We start from the raw sequence: 15905 nt of genomic DNA on the forward strand, positions 1-15905 counted from the left end.
CAAGAATGAAACTAGCCATTGTGACGGCCTGCCCGAACGGCATGGTTACCAGTGTGTTGTGCGCCCGCCTGCTGGATGCCGCGGCGCAGCGCCAGGGTTGGAGCACCAGTGTCGAGGTCCATGACGCGGCCCATCCGGAACGCCAGTTGTCGGCGGCGACCCTCGAAGCGGCCGAGTGGGTGTTGCTGGTCGCCAGCGGCCCGGTGGACCTGTCGCGGTTCGTCGGCAAGCGGGTGTTCCGCAGCACACCGGCCCTGGCCCTCCAGGACGTTGATGCGGTGCTGCGTCGTGGCGCCGTAGAGGCTGAGGTACTGGGCGAGGCAGACGTATTCGCGCAAGAGCCGGCGGCGTCGACCGACCGTGCCCCGCGCCTGGTCGCCATCACCGCATGCCCGACAGGCGTTGCCCATACTTTCATGGCCGCCGAGGCCTTGCAGCAGGCGGCGAAGAAGCTGGGCTATGACCTGCAAGTGGAAACCCAGGGCTCGGTCGGTGCGCGCAATCCGTTGAGCGCCGAGGCCATCGCCGAAGCGGACGTGGTGCTGCTGGCGACCGACATTGAGGTCGCCACCGAGCGTTTCGCCGGCAAGAAAATCTACCGTTGCAGCACGGGCATCGCCTTGAAACAGGCCGAAGCGACGCTGAACAAAGCGCTGGTCGAAGGTCGCCAGGAAAGCGCCTCGAGCGGCGCCAGCGCCCCGGCCAAGTCGGAGAAGACCGGCGTCTACAAGCACCTGCTCACGGGCGTTTCGTTCATGCTGCCGATGGTGGTGGCCGGTGGTTTGTTGATCGCCTTGTCGTTCGTGTTCGGCATCGAGGCCTTCAAGGAACCTGGAACCCTGGCGGCGGCGCTGATGCAGATCGGCGGCGACACCGCGTTCAAATTGATGGTGCCGCTGCTGGCCGGCTACATCGCCTATTCCATCGCCGACCGGCCGGGCCTGGCGCCAGGCATGATCGGCGGGATGCTGGCGAGCACCCTCGGCGCCGGCTTCATTGGCGGGATCATTGCCGGCTTCCTCGCCGGTTACGCGGCCAAGGCGATCAACCGCTACGCGCGCTTGCCCCAGAGCCTGGAAGCACTCAAGCCGATCCTGATCATTCCGCTGCTGGCGAGCCTGTTCACCGGCCTGGTGATGATCTACATCGTCGGCAAACCGGTGGCGGGCATGCTCGACGCCCTGACCCATTTCCTCGACAGCATGGGCACCACCAATGCGATTCTGTTGGGCGTGTTGCTGGGGGCGATGATGTGCGTCGACCTCGGCGGACCGATCAACAAGGCCGCCTATGCGTTTTCGGTGGGGCTGCTGGCTTCGCAGAGTTATGCACCGATGGCCGCGGCCATGGCCGCCGGCATGGTGCCGCCCATTGGCTTGGGCATCGCCACGTTCATCGCCCGGCGCAAATTTGCCCAGACCGAGCGCGAAGCCGGTAAAGCGGCGCTGGTGCTGGGGCTGTGCTTCATTTCCGAAGGCGCGATCCCGTTCGCGGCCAAGGATCCGCTGCGGGTGATCCCGGCCAGCATCGCCGGCGGTGCGCTGACCGGTGCGCTGTCGATGTACTTCGGCTGCAAGCTCATGGCCCCCCACGGCGGCCTGTTCGTGATGCTGATCCCCAACGCCATCAACCATGCGTTGTTGTACTTGCTGGCGATCGTGGCGGGGAGCCTGCTGACGGCGGTGGCGTATGCGCTGCTCAAGCGGCCCGAGGTGGTGGAGATGGCGTTGGAGCCGGCGAAGGCCTGATCACATCCTTTGAAGCAATGAAATCCCCCTGTGGGAGCGAGCTTGCTCGCGATAGCGGAGTGTCAGACCACATTTTTGTCGGCTGATACACCGCTATCGCGAGCAAGCTCGCTCCCACAATGGTTTTGGGGTGTTCATGAGGTCCTGTCACACCCACTTCACACGGCCATGCTTAAGTTTTCCCATTTCAAGGGAGAACACCATGAGCGAATTCGACCTGGGCCGTCGTCGGGTGATGCAAGCCGTGGGGGCGGGGTTGTTGTTGCCGGGGCTGGCGCCGGCGGTGATGGCTTCGGTCAAGGATCGTCCGGTGCTCACCGACGGCGTGCAGTCTGGCGACTTGCAGGGCGACCGGGCGATGATCTGGAGCCGCAGCGACCGTCCGGCGCGGATGGTGGTGGAGTGGGACACCCGCAGTAAATTCAGCAATCCCCGTCGTTTCGTTTCGCCCATGGCCGACGCCCGCAGCGATTTCACTGCCCGGGTCGAACTCACCGGGCTGCCCCGCGACCAGGCGATTTTCTACCGGGTGCATTTCGAAGACGCCCAGAGCGGCGTTGCCAGCGAACCCTGGCTCGGCCACCTGCGCAGCGTGCCGCAGTTCAAGCGCAACATCCGCTTTGTCTGGAGTGGCGACACCGTCGGCCAGGGCTTCGGGATCAACCCGGACATCGGCGGCATGCGCATCTACGAAGCCATGCGCCTGCGCCTGCCGGATTTCTTTATCCACAGCGGCGACACCATCTATGCCGACGGCCCGGTGCCGGCGCAAATCACCGTCGAGGGTGGGCGCATCTGGCGCAACCTCACCACCGACGCCAAGAGCAAGGTCGCCGAGACCTTGGATGAGTATCGCGGCAACTATCGCTACAACCTGATGGACGAAAACGTACGTCGCTTCAATGCCGAGGTGCCGCAGATCTGGCAGTGGGACGACCATGAGGTGGTCAACAACTGGTCGCCGGGCAAGCAACTGGACGAGCGTTACCAGACCAAGGATATCCACACCCTCGTGGGGCGTGCGCGACAGGCCTGGCTGGAATACGCGCCGATGCGCCGGCAGAAGGCCGACGGCGGTGGACGGATCTACCGCAAGCTGGGTTACGGGCCGCTGCTGGATGTGTTCGTGCTGGACATGCGCAGTTACCGCGAAGCCAACGACGCCAACCTCGGTGCGGCCAAACCGTTCCTGGGGCGTGAGCAATTGAATTGGCTCAAGCGCGAGTTGAAGCAATCCCGCGCCCAGTGGAAAGTCATCGCCGCCGACATGCCCATCGGTCTGGGTGTGCCGGATGGCGAGGTCAGCCCCGGCGTGCCGCGTTGGGAAGCGGTCGCCAACGGTGACCCGGGCGCAGCCCAGGGGCGTGAACTGGAGATCGCCGAACTGTTGGGTTACCTGCGCAAGCATCAGGTGCGCAACTACGTCTGGCTCACCGCCGACGTCCACTATTGCGCCGCCCATCACTACCACCCCGAACAGGCCGCCTTCCAGGATTTCGAACCGTTCTGGGAGTTCGTCGCCGGGCCGTTGAACGCCGGCAGCTTCGGGCCCAATGGCCTGGACAAGACCTTCGGCCCGGAAGTGGTGTTCCAGAAAGCCCCCCCGGCCCAGAACACCTCGCCGTTCGCCGGGTATCAGTTTTTTGGCGAAGTGAACATCGACGGGCCGAGCGGGGAGATGAGCGTGGTGTTGCGGGATCTGGAGGGGGTGGCGGTGTTCGAGAAGAAGTTGCAGCCGGTTTGACTGTTTGGCCGTAGGTATCTCCTGTGGGAGCGAGCTTGCTCGCGATGGCGGTGTATCTGTCAATGAAGTGTTGACTGAAGATCCGCTATCGCGAGCAAGCTCGCTCCCACAGGGTTAGTGCTTTAGCTGGGGCCCGTCAGTAGACATCCCGTCGATACCGCCCCTGCTCGATCAGTCGCTCCACTTCCTCGCGCCCCAGCACGCTGTTGAGCACGTGGTCCACCCCGGATGCCATGCCCTGCAGGCTGCCGCAGACGTAGATCACCGCGCCGTCGGCCAGCCATTGCTTGAGCAGCGCGGCCGATTCCAGCAAGCGGTCCTGGACGTAGATTTTCTGCTTCTGATCCCGGGAGAAGGCCAGGTCCAGGCGTTCCAGGTCACCGGAGGTCACCCATTCCTGCAGCTCATCGCGGCAATGGAAATCGTGTTCGCGGTTGCGTTCGCCGAACAGCAGCCAGTTGCGCTGCATGCCCTCGGCGACGCGAGCCTTGAGCAGGCTGCGCAGGCCCGCCAGGCCCGTGCCGTTGCCCAGCAGGATCATCGGCACGCCCTGGGGCGGTAGGTGGAAGCTGCTGTTGCGGCGCAGCCGCAGGCTGATGGCGCTGCCCAGCGGTGCGTGCTCGGTCAGCCAGCCGGAACCGACGCCCAGGCTGCCGTCGACGTGACGTTCCTGGCGCACGATCAACTCCAGTACGCCGTCGGCCGGAATCGAGGCAATGGAGTATTCGCGCATCGCCAGCGGTGCCAGCGCATCCACCAGCGCCTGGGCATGCAGGCCGACCAGGTGGGCGCGGTTTTCCGGCAACTGGCGGGTCGCCAGGGCCTGCTCGAGGCTCTGGGACAGGCCGTCGACTTGCACGCGCGCCTGGCCGGAAAGGCCGAGGCCATCGAGGAAATGTTCGATGGCCCACAGGTCATTGCGCGGCAGGATTTCCACCAGGTCACCGGCCAGCCAACTGCTCGGCCCGGGGGCGCTGAGGCCGAGCAGGTACACGCCCGAACCGCTGCTGTCGGGGTTGAGCAGGGTGCGTTGGCTCAGTGTCCAATTTTCGAAACGGGGCGCCTGCCAAGTCTCCGCGGGCGCCTGGCCGGTCAGTTCGGCCAGTTGTTGTTGCCAGTGGCGCAAGGCGTAAGGGTCGCCGCTGTCGACTTCCACCGGCGCGAACAGGGTCTTGCCGCCGTGTTCCGCCAGCCAGGCGTGCAGACGCCGGGCAAAGCCGCAGAAGTGCTCGTATTGCCGGTCGCCCAGGCCCAGCACCGAATACTGCAAGCGCTCCAGGCTCAAGGCCTGGCCCAGTACCTTGCGTTCGAAGCCACGGGCACTGTCCGGCCCTTCGCCGTCGCCAAAGGTGCTGACGACAAACAGCGCGTGGGTGGCGTTGTTCAGGTCTTGCTCGCGAACACCGGCCAGTGGTTGGACGTTCACGGGCAAGCCGGCGGCCTGGAGTTGGCCGGCGGTCTGCCAGGCCAGTCGCTCGGCGAAACCGCTCTGGCTGGCGAAGCCGATCAGCCAGGCCGGCGCATCGGTCGGGTTGGCGAGCAGGGCCTGGCGAGCATTTCTGGCTTGGCGCTTTTTGCGGCGACGGTCCAGGTACAACAACCAGCCGGTGATGAAGAACAGCGGCATGGTCAGCGCGGCGACGGTCACCAGGATCCGCCCGACCAGGCCGAAATAGCTGCCGATATGCAGGGCATAGACACTGGTCAGCAACTGCGCCTTGAGGCTCTTGTCGCTGTAACGACTGTGGCGGCTGATGACGCCAGTGGCGGGGTGGAGAATGAGCTGGTTCAGCGCCCGGTCGTGGGGTGCGTCGTTCAGCAGGTAGAACACGGTCGCCGGCTGCCCGGCCACGGGCGGCATGCGCACGTTATAGGCGGACAGGCCCGGGCCGGCGGCGCTGTAGATGCTGCTCCACATGGCCCGGTAATCGGCCACGGGCAGTGGGCCGCTCGGCGCCGGGCCGCGATTGCGCACCCGTTCCTCTTCCGGCGAATCGGAGAGCAGGCGGGTCACGCCTTTGTTGTACCACTCGTAGGACCAGGTCAGCCCGGTCAATGCCGCCAGCAGATAGAACACCAGGCACCAGGTGCCCGCCACCGAGTGCAGGTCCCAGTTGAAGCTGCGACCTTTTTTCCGCCAGTCGAGGGTCAGCCAGGCGCGCCAGCTTTTCCATTGGCGCGGCCAACGCAGGTACAGCCCGGACAGGCAGAAGAGCACCAGGATCAACGTACAGGCCCCGGTGATTTGCCGGCCGACGTCATCCAGGGTCAGGACGCGGTGCAGCCTGAGCATCAGGGCAAAGAAATCCTGGCCGGTCACCTCACCCGTGAACTGTGCGGTGTAGGGATTGAAATAGCGCATGGGGCCACGCTTTTCCCCAGGAGGCGCCGCGAAAATCACCCGCGCGGCGTTGCCACTGTCGGTCTCGACCCAGAGCAGGGCGACGGTCTTGCCGGAAGCGGCTTCGATCTGCTCCACCAACTCGGCGGGCGGCAAAACGCCGGCCGGTTGCTTCTCGACCGTCAGCACCTGCGGGTTCAAGGCCCGCAGAATTTCATCCTGAAACGACACCACCGCCCCGGTAACGCCCATCAACGCCAGGACCAGCCCGGCACTGATGCCGAAAAACCAGTGCAACTGGAACAGGGTTTTCTTCAACACGTCGCCCGCCTTGTTCATCTAATACTGTTCATCACGGTGCGCATTATGCCGTGTGTTATCGAGAAGCATTCATAAACACACCTAAAAGTCCCGATCATTTGCATGAACGGGCAGGCGACGAAATCCTGTGGGAGCGAGCTTGCTCGCGAAGAGGCCGGCACATCCAACATCTTCGCTGACTGGGACACCGCCTTCGCGAGCAAGCCCGCTCCCACATTAGAACTGCGGCAGACCCCAAATTTGTGTGCACCCAGAGTCTCTTTGTGCGAGCTTGCTCGCGATGAGGCCGGCACATCCAACATCTTCATTGCTGAGCCACCGCTATCGCGAGCAAGCTTTGCTCCCACAGATCCGATGGGTGTACGACCGGGAGAGCCAGGTCGGCTATCAGGCCGCCTCGCGGTGGACGTTGATCTCGAGCGCCCCGTTAACCACGCTGGCCGAACGCAGGCATTGTGGAGTGGGTAACCCGGCATGGATGCCGGGTTAGCCGCGCTGGGCCATGGATGGCCCTTCGCGGCGGGCCCACGGAGCAATGTCTGCGTTCGGGCATGCCGAGCCTAGGCGAGGCACCGAGTGGTGGGGCATGAGCGTTTTGGTTACTTTTGCGCTCTTCAAAAGTGACCCGCCGTCAGGGCGGAACCATAAGCCGCCGTTACCGAAATAACGGATATACACACCAACCCAACGGCAAAATACTCTCTCAAAACCAAAAAAACGGCGCTTTCCATTTCTGAAAAAGCGCCGTTTTTTATTACGCAACAGAACTACAAAGGCTCAAGCCCCCAAGCGCATCACACGTAAAACGATTTCAACGGCGGAAAGCCATTGAACTCCACCGCGCTATAGCTGGTGGTATAGGCCCCGGTCGACAACCAGTACAGGCGATCCCCAATAGCCAGGTTCAACGGCAACCCGTACTTGTAGTTCTCATACATGATGTCAGCGCTATCGCAGGTCGGCCCGGCGATGACCACTTCTTCCATCTCGCCTTTCTTCTCGGTCCAGATCGGAAACTTGATGGCTTCGTCCATGGTTTCGATCAGGCCGGAAAACTTGCCCACATCCGTGTACACCCAACGCTCGACAGCGGTACGGGACTTACGCGCCACCAACACCACTTCGCTGACCAGGATACCGGCGTTGGCGATCAACGAACGGCCCGGCTCCAGGATGATTTCCGGCAGGTCGTCGCCGAAGTCTTCCTTGAGGAAACGGATGATTTCCTCGGCGTAGGTTTCCAGGCTGTTGGTGCGAGTGATGTAGTTGGCCGGGAAGCCACCGCCCATGTTGATCAACTGCAGAACGATGCCGTCTTCTTCCTTCAGGCGCTCAAAGATCACCTTGACCTTGGCGATGGCGGCGTCCCAGACGCTGATGTCGCGCTGTTGCGAGCCGACGTGGAACGAAATGCCGTACGGCACCAGGCCCAGGTCGCGGGCCAGGATCAGCAGGTCCATGGCCATGTCGGTCTGGCAGCCGAACTTGCGCGACAACGGCCAGTCGGCGGTGGTCGAGCCTTCGGTGAGGATGCGCACATAGACCTTCGAGCCCGGTGCGGCCTTGGCGATGTTGCGCAGGTCGGCTTCGGAGTCGGTGGCATACAGGCGCACGCCCTTCTCGTAGAAGTAGCGGATGTCGCGGGATTTCTTGATGGTGTTGCCGTAGCTGATCTGATCCGGGCCCACGCCACGGCTCATGACCTTATCCAGCTCATAGATCGAGGCGATGTCGAAGTTCGAACCTTTTTCCTTGAGCAGGTCGATGATTTCCACCGCCGGGTTGGCCTTGACGGCGTAATAGACCTTGGCGAATTCGAAACCGGCGCGCAGGTCGTCATAGGCCTGGGAGATCATCGCGGTGTCGATCACCACGAACGGGGTTTCCTGCTTGTCGGCGAACGCTTTCATTTTCTGGAAGGTTTCGCGCGCGAAATAATCTTCGACCTGGATCGACATACTTGGGACTCCTACTGGCAAACATCAGGATCAATGGGTGTGAAGGCTAGCAGCCTTCGTGAACGTCCTCCGTATCCCCACTTTGGTTCGCCTACTTCCCAAGGCATGTCGCCGAAAGCAAAAAGGCCACGGGATGCGTGATGCCCTTGGCCTTGCTGTCTCGTCGTCAGTACTTGAGCCGGATGGATCGTTTCCAGCATGGACGTTCGGCGCGAACTTTAGGGCGTGAGGGGCCTGAGATCAACTAAAAATGTCGCGTTTTTGCACGCATCCGTCGTGCGGCCGGCGACAGCTCATGATGTAACCGACCTGCGTGACAGATTGATGTTCCCTTGGATCGAGTGCCGAGCCTGCCCTGACCTCGAAGGAGAGCGCTTTTTCTCCCTTGATTGTGCGTTAGCGCTGGTCAAGGGAAGCCGCTTTTTGCGGGGCCGGCCTTGATCCGCGGAAACGTTGGCTTTCGCTTCGCTAAACCGGACGCAAAGGAGTGGCGCGATGGAAATAGCGGCGTTGTTTTTTATATCTACATAGTCTTTCGAAGGGCTGCGCACTGTTACTTCTGACAGGTGCCAAGTAGTTGGCACCTCATTATGGTAATGACACCCGCCGCTTGAATGCATGGCCAAAAACTGTCTTCCAGAAGCGTAACGGGCAGTCCAGCACTCGGGCATTTTGGCAACTCGTCCTCGAAGTTATCAATAACGTTGAGCGAGTGACTGTTCCTGTGCTGAAAGCGAAAATTGCCAGGAGAGCAGACATGAGCACATGTCCGGTAGTAAAAGTATTAACACTTGGCGTTCTGTTAGGGCTTGCATCGGCATCCGGCATATCGCAGGCCAGCCCGGGCACCGATACGGCATCATTGATGGAGTACTGGTATCGACTGACGGCGAGGGATTGCGGTGGAAGGTTGGCATCCGATTGTTCAGGGCTGGTGTTCAGAGGGATAACCAGTAAACAGGTCTTTCTGCCTTGGGACCCCAGCCCCTATTCCCATAGCCTCGAAGCGGGGGGCACCGGGATTGCGATGGGAGGTACGTCGGTTTCATATTTAAGAACAGACACTGAGTATGATGGCCTTGGCTTGTTTAAATTCAATGGTTTTGCACTGATACCCAATGATTTTGTAAACAAGGAAAAACATTTCACGCTCAAGGTACTCTGCGCTTTTCCCATCGATGCGTGGACGAATCTTCGGACCGAAGGCGGCTGCGGTGATTACCAGGAGAATGGGAACACGCTGGGGGTGGTTGAAGACTATTGCCAGAAATTGAGCATCGCCACCGCCAAGGCCTGGATGGATCATTATTATCGCCAGGCCAATGACCCCGACCCGAACAAGGCACACAAATTTCAATGTGGTTTCGACACCACCAGGGATTATTTTGCTACGTACACCAAGGCCGACGCATTTAATACTTTCGTGGAGGCACGCAAGTTACTGGCCAGTGATCCCCAGGAATCGGCAGATGCGCGAGTGACCCAGACCGAGTTGCGAGTTGAAACATGGCCGAATAATGTATTTTGGAAGCGAGACTGGGGCAGTTCCGGACGAGTAAAATTTGACGCGCCGGTGTTCAGTGACAATGACCCGTTGAAAGCGACATACCGAGAACTTCCTATCGCTGCTTTCGTGTACATAGGCGATATCGGTAAAACAGATGCTCAAATGCTCGCTGCTCTTGAGCTTGCTCAGGATGACCAACGCCGCTGGATTGAACAAGGTAACAGTTGGAAACCGATCGTCAGGGTGCAGTTACCGAGAACGACAGCTGAGGATGCAAGATTTGCCTACTATGCGCAGGATCAGAAAGCCGCACCGCCTGTGGACAGCCGTTCATGCGACCAATACATAGAAAAGCTCGAGTGGACTGACAATTATGTGGAACCGGTAATGGGGACGATCTCGTCGCTTAGAATAACGCCAACCGTCTGCGGGAGACGGGCCGGAGTCGGGAAAACCGATGTGGTGCTGGCCGAGGTGGCGATCAAGTCCGCTGTGGTTGCTCCGAATCATAAGGATTGGAATTTTGATCGCATGGGCACCAGCATGCGCCGCCAGCTTGCCTGTCATCTGGATTCGCCCGAGATTGCCCTGAATAAACCTACTTGGAGTATTGAGCCGGCTCGTCCCTACGTGGCTCACGATGTGATCATGCAATTGCCGGGCGACGCCAAATGTAATCCGCATTGATTGGGAGGGCCAAGGGGCCAAGCCGCCGTCGAGCGGCTGGCATCCGTGGCGTCACCGAGGTCAGTTCATCGCCGTTTCTGCTGGCGAAACGATGCTGGTCTTGCCTCCACGAGAGCGCCCCGAGCTCAGGTACTCGGCAATCGACTCCTGGGTCACTTCCCCCAGGAACACCCGCTCGGCGTCCAGCACCGGCAGCCACGAACGGTTGAACTCGTACATGCGCGACAGCAGGATCCGCAGGTGTTCGTCGTAGGCGGCAGTGGCGTTGAATTCGCGCAGGTATTGGCCGCACGTACCGCTCTGGCGGTGCAGGTCGCGACGGCGTACATAACCCAGGGCCTTGTTCTCGGCACAGGTGACCACCACGTAGCGTCGGTCATGTTCGTCCATCAACTCCAGCGCCTCACCCACTGGCGTTTCGGGGCTGACCGACGGGGCGTTGTCGGCGGCGTCTTCGGCCTTGACCAGCAACAGGCGCTTGAGCGTGCTGTCCTGGCCGACGAAGTTGCTGACGAACTCGTCGGCCGGATGCGCCAGCAACGTGTCCGGGTGATCGCACTGGACCAGCTTGCCGGCGCGGAAGATCGCGATCTTGTCCCCCAGCTTGATGGCCTCGTCGATGTCGTGGCTGACCATGATCACGGTCTTGTTCAGCGCCCGTTGCATCTCGAAGAACTCGTTCTGGATCATCTCGCGATTGATCGGGTCGACCGCGCCGAAGGGTTCGTCCATCAGCAGCAGCGGCGCATCGGCCGCCAAGGCCCGGATCACGCCGATCCGCTGCTGCTGGCCGCCGGACAGTTCACGAGGGTAGCGATGCAGGTACTGCTTGGGTTCGAGCTTGATCATGTTCATCAATTCGCGGGCGCGGTCGTGGCATTTCTGCTTGTCCCAGCCCAGCAGACGCGGGACGACGGTGATGTTTTCCTCGATGGTCATGTTCGGGAACAGGCCGATCTGCTGGATCACGTAGCCGATGTTGCGGCGCAGGGTCACTTCGTCGAGGCCGGTGGTGTCTTCGCCGTTGATCAATACCTTGCCCGAGGTGGGCGGGATCAGCCGGTTGATCATCTTCAGCGTGGTGCTTTTGCCACAGCCCGACGGCCCGAGGAACACGCAGATCTCGCCTTCATTGACGATCAGGTTCACCGAGTCCACGGCCTTGACGTCTTTGCCGTTGCTCTTGAAGGTTTTGCTGAGGTTTTGAAGTTCGATCATTTCAGTAGTCCTTTTGGGGTCAGCGAGCGTTGCAGCCATTGCAGAAGCAGGTCGGCGAAGATGGCCAGGAGACTGACCAGCACGGCGCCGACGATCAGCATCGACATGTCGCTGCGGCTGATGGAAGCGAGGATGAGCACGCCCAGGCCACCGGCACCGATGGTGGCGGCGATGGTCATGACGCCGATGTTCATGACCACGGCGGTGCGTACGCCGGCCAGGATCACCGGCACGGCGATGGGCAGTTCGACCATGCGCAGGCGCTGGGCGAAGGTCATGCCGATGCCGCGGGCGGCTTCACGGATGCCCGGTTCGACGCCGGTCAGGGCCAGGTAGGTGTTGCGCATGATCGGCAACAGCGAATAGAGAAACACTGCGGTGATCGCCGGCATCGGGCCCAGGCCCTGGCCGAATTTGGAATAGAACGGCAGCAGCAGGCCGAACAGCGCAATCGACGGAATCGTCAGCAGCACCGTGGCGCTGGCCTGTAGTGGGCCGGCGAGCGCCGGGAAGCGGGTCATGAAAATGCCCAGGGGTACGCCGACGACAATCGCCAGGGTCACGGCGATGCCCACCAGGGTGATGTGCTGCCAGGTCAGGTGCAGCACCAGCGGCCAGTCCAGATGGGAAAAGGCGTCAAGAAAGTCCATGGCTTTTCCTCCAGGTCATTGGGTTGAGAGCAGCGGATGTTGGCGCAGGAAATCGGCGGCAACGGCGGAGGGGCTTTCATGATCGACGTCCACGCGGGCGTTGAGCTGGCGCATGGTTGCATCGTCGAACAGCTCGGCCAGGGGCTTGAGCTGTGCGGCCAGTTGCGGGTGCGCGTCGAGGTACGCCTGGCGCACCACCGGCGCGGCGGTGTAGTCGGGGAAATAATGCTTGTCGTCTTCCAGCAACTTCAGCTTGAACGCGTTCAGCCGGCCGTCGGTGGTATAGACCAGGCCGGCGAACACCTGGCTATTGCGCAGGGCGGTGTAGACCAGGCCCGCGTCCATCTGCCGGATATTCTTGCGGGTCAGGTTCATGCCGTACTGCTCGACCATGCCCGCCAGGCCGTCGGAACGGTTGGCGAACTCGGTGTCCAGGGCCACCAGATGATTGTCATCGGCTTCGGCTTGCAACACCGTGTTCAATTGGCTGATAGTGTTGATTTGCGGGTATTTCTGCGCAACCTTTTCCGGCAGGGCCAGGGCGAAGGTATTGCTGAATTTCGACGGTGCCAACCAGACCAGGCCCTTTTTCGCGTCGAGTTCTTTCACCCGGGCGTAGGACTGGGCGCTGTCGAGTTTTTCCGTGACGTGGTTGTAGGCCACCAGCGACACGCCGGTGTACTCCCACAACAGGTCCAGTTGCCCGGTCTCATGGGCACTGCGGGCCAGGTTGCTGCCCAGGCCGCCGGTGATCTGCGCGTCGTAGCCCTTGGTGCGCAAATATTGCGCGGTGATTTCCGCCAGCAGCGTCTGCTCGGTGAACACCCGGGCGCCGAGGCGGATCAACGGTTTTTCAGCCGCTTGGGCGAACCCTGCGAACAGCAGGACACAGCCCAGTATCAAGCTCAACTTCTTCATAAACGATTTCCTTTTTCCAGCCGGACTTATGACGGTCGCAGACCGCGTTCCAGCCAGAGGCGGCTGGCCAGTGTCACCAGGCCGTCGAGCAGCAGCGCCAGCAAGGCGGTGCAGGCCGCGCCGAGCAACAGCTGCGGCTGGTTGTTCAGGGCGATGCCGGGGAAGATCAGGCTGCCGAGGCTGTTGGCGCCGATCAGGAACGCCAAGGGCGCGGTGCCGACGTTGATCGCCAGGGCCACGCGCACGCCACCGACGATGATCGGCACGGCGTTGGGCAACTCGACTTTCCACAACACCTGGCGCGGGGTCATGCCGATGCCGACAGCGGCCTCCTTGAGGGAGCCCTGGACATTCTTCAGGCCTTCATAGGTGTTGCGCACGATGGGCAACAACGAAGCGAGGAACAGGGCGAAGATAGCGGGCCCGCTGCCGATGCCCAGGATGCCCAGGGCGATGGCCAGTACGGCCAGGGGCGGTACGGTGTTACCGATGTTGAACACTTGCATGAAGCGTTCGGCGCGCCCGACCAGGCCAGGGCGGCTTAAGGCGATGCCGGCGGGGATGCCGACAATCAGGGCCGCCAACATGGAGGCCAAGACAAGCATCAGGTGCGCTTGCAGGTAAAACAGCAGATCGTCGCGGTAATGTCGGATCGTATCGATGCCGATCCAGTGGACCAACAGGGCCAGGAGGGCGACGACGACCGCACCTCCGATAAGCCCTTTGCCATAGCGGATAGCCACAGGCGGACTCCTTTGTCTTTCAGTCGGCGCACGCTTTCCCGGGCGGCAAACCATCACTGGTTGCCGGGAAACGTTCGCGAGAAGCAGCTCTTTGCAAGGCCGGTAAAACGGCCGTCGAAGTGAGCCATGAGCGCAGCCTCGTCAGGCTAACTTGCTGATTTTCAGACCCTGACGAATAGCCGTAACAGGGGGTGGACGCCTCCACGCGGCAAAAGGTTCCCATGTAAGGGAAGATCTGGCCACCCTGGATGTGCTCAACGGTTCGGTTCCTGGCGCAAGTTGAGCTATAATCGCCGCCCTTTTTTGAATCACCTGCCAGGCGATTTCCCATGACCAAACAGGCCGCCGAAGTCGCGAAACGCCGCACTTTCGCCATTATTTCCCACCCCGATGCCGGTAAGACCACCATCACCGAGAAGCTCTTGCTGATGGGCAAGGCGATTGCGGTCGCCGGCACGGTGAAGTCTCGCAAGTCCGACCGCCATGCCACCTCCGACTGGATGGAAATGGAAAAGCAACGGGGTATCTCCATTACCACGTCGGTCATGCAGTTTCCGTATCGCGATCACATGATCAACCTGCTCGACACCCCGGGCCACGAAGACTTCTCCGAAGACACCTACCGCACCCTGACCGCGGTGGACTCGGCCTTGATGGTCCTCGACGGCGGTAAAGGCGTCGAGCCACGGACCATCGCGCTGATGGACGTCTGCCGTCTGCGGGACACGCCGATCGTCAGCTTCATCAACAAACTCGACCGCGACATCCGTGACCCGATCGAACTGCTCGACGAGATCGAAGCGGTCCTGAAGATCAAGGCGGCGCCGATCACCTGGCCGATCGGTTGCTACCGCGACTTCAAGGGCGTGTACCACCTGGCCGACGACTACATCATCGTCTACACCGCCGGTCACGGGCACGAGCGCACCGACGTCAAGATCATCGAGAAGCTCGATTCCGACGAGGCCCGCGCCCACCTGGGCGATGAGTACGAGCGTTTTGTCGAGCAGTTGGAACTGGTGCAGGGCGCCTGCCATGAGTTCAACCAGCAGGAATTCCTCGACGGCCAACTGACCCCGGTGTTCTTCGGGACTGCCCTGGGCAACTTCGGCGTGGACCATGTGCTCGACGCCGTGGTCGACTGGGCTCCGCGCCCGCTACCACGCGTCGCCAACGAGCGCACCGTGGAGCCGGTGGAAGAGAAGTTCTCGGGCTTCGTGTTCAAGATCCAGGCGAACATGGACCCCAAGCACCGCGACCGCATCGCCTTCATGCGCATCTGCTCCGGCAAATACGACAAGGGCATGAAGATGCGCCACGTGCGCACCGGCAAGGACGTGCGCATCGGCGACGCCTTGACCTTCTTCTCCTCGGAGCGCGAACAACTGGAAGAAGCCTTCGCCGGTGACATCATCGGCCTGCACAACCACGGCACCATCCAGATCGGCGACACCTTCACCGAAGGCGAAGCCCTGGGCTTTACCGGCATCCCGCACTTCGCCCCGGAACTGTTCCGCCGCGTGCGCCTGAAGGACCCGCTCAAGTCCAAGCAATTGCGCCAGGGCCTGCAGCAACTGGCCGAAGAGGGCGCCACCCAGGTGTTCTTCCCGGAGCGCAGTAACGACATCATCCTCGGCGCCGTCGGTGTGCTGCAGTTCGACGTCGTCGCCAGCCGCTTGAAAGAGGAATACAAGGTTGAGTGCTCCTACGAGCCGATCACCGTGTACTCCGCCCGTTGGGTCGAATGCGGCGACAAGAAGAAACTCGAGGAATTCTCCAACAAGGCCGTGGAAAACCTCGCGTTGGATGGCGGCGGCCACCTGACCTACCTAGCCCCAACCCGGGTCAATCTGGCACTGATGGAAGAGCGCTGGCCGGATGTCAAATTCCGCGCGACGCGTGAGCATCACTAAGCAATAAGCGTTAAAACCGAAAACCTGTGGGAGCGAGCTTGCTCGCGATAGCGGTGGGACAGTCAGCATCTGTGCCGGATGTGCCACCGTCATCGCGAGCCGGCTCGCTCCCACATGGGTCTTGTGCCAGTGCTCAATCTCCCGGTCATCCATAACC

10 protein-coding genes are annotated in these 15905 nt (G+C 61.4%); 4 read left to right on the plus strand and 6 right to left on the minus strand.

Annotated elements, in window-relative coordinates; translation table 11 throughout:
* The first annotated feature begins 5 nt into the window (after window positions 1-5).
* Together AC515T_RS04200 and AC515T_RS04205 are read left to right on the plus strand one after the other, a co-directional pair.
* Window positions 6-1748, plus strand: coding sequence for a PTS fructose-like transporter subunit IIB (locus tag AC515T_RS04200; protein ID WP_496531549.1), 1743 nt, complete (start codon window positions 6-8; stop codon window positions 1746-1748).
* A 202-nt stretch (window positions 1749-1950) separates the two neighbouring features.
* Complete coding sequence (locus tag AC515T_RS04205) at window positions 1951-3492, plus strand: alkaline phosphatase D family protein (RefSeq protein WP_496531550.1); 1542 nt, start codon at window positions 1951-1953, stop codon at window positions 3490-3492.
* Between the two features lie 136 nt (window positions 3493-3628).
* Here the strand turns inward: AC515T_RS04205 and AC515T_RS04210 are convergent, their stop codons facing one another.
* Together AC515T_RS04210 and AC515T_RS04215 are read right to left on the minus strand one after the other, a co-directional pair.
* Window positions 3629-6154 (minus strand): PepSY domain-containing protein, encoded by a 2526-nt coding sequence (locus tag AC515T_RS04210; RefSeq protein WP_496533071.1) that lies wholly within the window; start codon window positions 6152-6154, stop codon window positions 3629-3631.
* A 794-nt stretch (window positions 6155-6948) separates the two neighbouring features.
* Complete coding sequence (locus tag AC515T_RS04215; RefSeq protein ID WP_496531551.1) at window positions 6949-8112, minus strand: type III PLP-dependent enzyme; 1164 nt, start codon at window positions 8110-8112, stop codon at window positions 6949-6951.
* 577 nt (window positions 8113-8689) lie between these two features.
* Between AC515T_RS04215 and AC515T_RS04220 the strand changes: the two genes are divergently transcribed.
* The gene (locus AC515T_RS04220) at window positions 8690-10306 is read left to right on the plus strand and encodes a DUF2599 domain-containing protein (protein WP_496531552.1); all 1617 of its coding nucleotides are present in this window, start codon (window positions 8690-8692) and stop codon (window positions 10304-10306) included.
* A gap of 60 nt (window positions 10307-10366) precedes the next feature.
* On the opposite strand, the gene AC515T_RS04225 is transcribed toward AC515T_RS04220, so the two are convergent.
* Genes AC515T_RS04225 through AC515T_RS04240 form a run of 4 tightly spaced genes read right to left on the minus strand, consistent with a single transcriptional unit; the run spans window position 10367 to window position 13835 of the window.
* On the minus strand, window positions 10367-11524 hold the full coding sequence (locus AC515T_RS04225; protein ID WP_496531553.1) for an osmoprotectant ABC transporter ATP-binding protein OsmV: 1158 nt from the start codon (window positions 11522-11524) through the stop codon (window positions 10367-10369).
* Window positions 11521-12174: an ABC transporter permease gene (locus AC515T_RS04230; RefSeq protein WP_060739198.1), complete on the minus strand. Its 654-nt coding sequence runs from the start codon at window positions 12172-12174 to the stop codon at window positions 11521-11523. The genes AC515T_RS04225 and AC515T_RS04230 overlap by 4 nt, the downstream gene beginning before the upstream one ends.
* A 15-nt stretch (window positions 12175-12189) precedes the next feature.
* Entirely contained in the window at window positions 12190-13092 is a 903-nt protein-coding gene (locus tag AC515T_RS04235) for a glycine betaine ABC transporter substrate-binding protein (protein WP_496531554.1), read from the minus strand.
* A gap of 26 nt (window positions 13093-13118) precedes the next feature.
* Entirely contained in the window at window positions 13119-13835 is a 717-nt protein-coding gene (locus AC515T_RS04240) for an ABC transporter permease (protein ID WP_496531555.1), read from the minus strand.
* 329 nt (window positions 13836-14164) lie between these two features.
* Here AC515T_RS04240 and AC515T_RS04245 point away from each other — a divergent pair, with 329 nt between their 5' ends.
* Window positions 14165-15748 (plus strand): peptide chain release factor 3, encoded by a 1584-nt coding sequence (locus AC515T_RS04245; RefSeq protein WP_192261457.1) that lies wholly within the window; start codon window positions 14165-14167, stop codon window positions 15746-15748.
* Window positions 15749-15905 lie beyond the last annotated feature (157 nt).

The sequence above is a fragment of the Pseudomonas sp. FSO-7 genome (assembly GCF_059579345.1).

Coding starts and splice junctions, on each gene's coding strand:
- AC515T_RS04230 (WP_060739198.1), bottom strand. CDS start 12,174: ATGGACTTTCTTGACGCCTTTTCCCATCTGGACTGGCCGCTGGTGCTG.
- AC515T_RS04200 (WP_496531549.1), top strand. CDS start 6: ATGAAACTAGCCATTGTGACGGCCTGCCCGAACGGCATGGTTACCAGT.
- AC515T_RS04245 (WP_192261457.1), top strand. CDS start 14,165: ATGACCAAACAGGCCGCCGAAGTCGCGAAACGCCGCACTTTCGCCATT.
- AC515T_RS04215 (WP_496531551.1), bottom strand. CDS start 8,112: ATGTCGATCCAGGTCGAAGATTATTTCGCGCGCGAAACCTTCCAGAAA.
- AC515T_RS04235 (WP_496531554.1), bottom strand. CDS start 13,092: ATGAAGAAGTTGAGCTTGATACTGGGCTGTGTCCTGCTGTTCGCAGGG.
- AC515T_RS04225 (WP_496531553.1), bottom strand. CDS start 11,524: ATGATCGAACTTCAAAACCTCAGCAAAACCTTCAAGAGCAACGGCAAA.
- AC515T_RS04205 (WP_496531550.1), top strand. CDS start 1,951: ATGAGCGAATTCGACCTGGGCCGTCGTCGGGTGATGCAAGCCGTGGGG.